Here is a 1,447-nt window from a genome sequence, read left to right as displayed (position 1 = left end):
TTCCCTCGTCCCTCGTCCCTCGTCCCTCGTCCCTCGTCCCTCGTCCCTCGTCCCTCGCCCTTCGCCCCGGCCCCGGCCCCGGTTCCGACACATGCGGATGACTGCTCTCCGTACTGAATTCTCAAACGCGCTCTTACTTACGGGCGGGGCGTCGGGTGGCTCTCAACCGCACCGGCGAAGCCGGCGGCAAGCTCCCGCATTGCGGCGTCCAGCAGCTCTGTGAGCTCCAGGTCCTCGTGGCGCAGCCACTGTTCGTAGGCTGCGATCGCCACGCCCAGGGTGGCGTACGCGATCGCCTGCGGGGCCAGGGACTGTTCGGGCTGGCCGATACGGCTGCCGACGAACTCGGCGAGGACCTGCCGCCACGCGACGTAGCGCAGGGTCGAGTGCGCCTGCAGGGCAGGTGTGCGCAGGATGAGCTGCATCCGCCGGCGGTGCCAGGGGATCTCGGCGGGGTCGACCCGGTTGAAGTCGATCAGGGCCTGGCGGACCGCGTCCATCAGCGGGACGGTGGGCGGGCAGGCCCGCAGGTTCGCGCGCAGGCGGGTCAGCTCCTCGTCGAAGCCGCCCCAGACAATGTCGTTCTTGGACGGGAAGTAGCGGAAGAACGTCCGCCGTCCGATGCCCGCGGCGCGGGCGATGTCGTCGACGGTCGTCCTGTCGAAGCCGTGTTCGGCGAAGAGGTCGAACGCCAGGTGTTCCAGCTCGGCGCGGGTGGTGACGGGGTTGCGGCCACCCCGACCGCGGGATGCGCCGGGCGCGCCGGATGCCTCGTCTCTTCGCTGGTTCCGCATTGCCTCTTCCATTTGGCATTGGGTGCCAATATAGTATGCGTGCTGGCGGTCACAGCGGTTCAGTTGTCGAACAGGAGCATTCCATGTCGCGGGGATGCGCGCGGCAGCCGGCGGTCGGCACGCGCCCGGTGCACGTCCAGAAGGTATCGGATGCTGAACGTGATTGACCGGCTGCTCGACTGCCTCCGCGGGTACGGTTACCGGCCGCGGGAAGGACAGTGACCGCGGCAGCGGCGGCAACCGGGGACGCGGCGGCGACCGGAGGAGCAGCGGCGAGCACAGCGGCAGCGACCGGAGAAACAACAGCGAGCACAGCAGCGGCCACCGGCCGGGTGGCGGTGGTGACCGGGGCGGCCCGCGGTATCGGCGCGGCCGTGGTGAACCAGCTGGCCGCGCAGGGGTGGCGGGTCGTCGCGGTGGACGTGTGCGCCGACCTGCCCGGCGTGAACTACCCGCTGGGAACCAGGGAGCAACTGCGCGCGCTCGCGCAGCGGTGGCCCGGCTCTGTCCATGACGTCGTGGCCGATGTGCGCCAGGCGCAGGCCCTGGCCGAGGCCGTCGAGCTGGCCGAGCGTGAGTTCGGGGGAGTGCACGCCGCGGTGGCCGCCGCCGCGGTGATGGCCGGCGGCCGTCCGCTGTGGGAGACCACGGAC

At 71.0% G+C, this 1,447-nt stretch carries 2 protein-coding genes; one reads left to right on the top strand and one right to left on the bottom strand.

Annotated features, from left to right (window positions below):
* Positions 1 to 137: 137 nt before the first annotated feature.
* Positions 138 to 794: a mycofactocin system transcriptional regulator gene (gene mftR, locus DD1DGNOD_RS17290; protein ID WP_131767506.1), complete on the bottom strand. Its 657-nt coding sequence runs from the start codon at positions 792 to 794 to the stop codon at positions 138 to 140.
* Between the two features lie 332 nt (positions 795 to 1,126).
* Here mftR and DD1DGNOD_RS29715 point away from each other — a divergent pair.
* A partial coding sequence (locus DD1DGNOD_RS29715) for an SDR family oxidoreductase (protein WP_241255799.1) occupies positions 1,127 to 1,447 on the top strand: 321 nt, incomplete at its 3' end.

This window comes from Candidatus Protofrankia californiensis, from assembly GCF_900634765.1.
GTDB classification, from domain to species: Bacteria; Actinomycetota; Actinomycetes; order Frankiales; family Frankiaceae; genus Protofrankia; species Protofrankia californiensis.
The sequence above is the reverse complement of the archived record's forward strand: the minus strand, read 5'-3'. Positions and strand labels throughout refer to the sequence as shown.

Bases quoted from the DNA above. Each gene is read 5' to 3' on its own strand.
- mftR (WP_131767506.1), bottom strand. From the start codon at position 794: ATGCGGAACCAGCGAAGAGACGAGGCATCCGGCGCGCCCGGCGCATCC.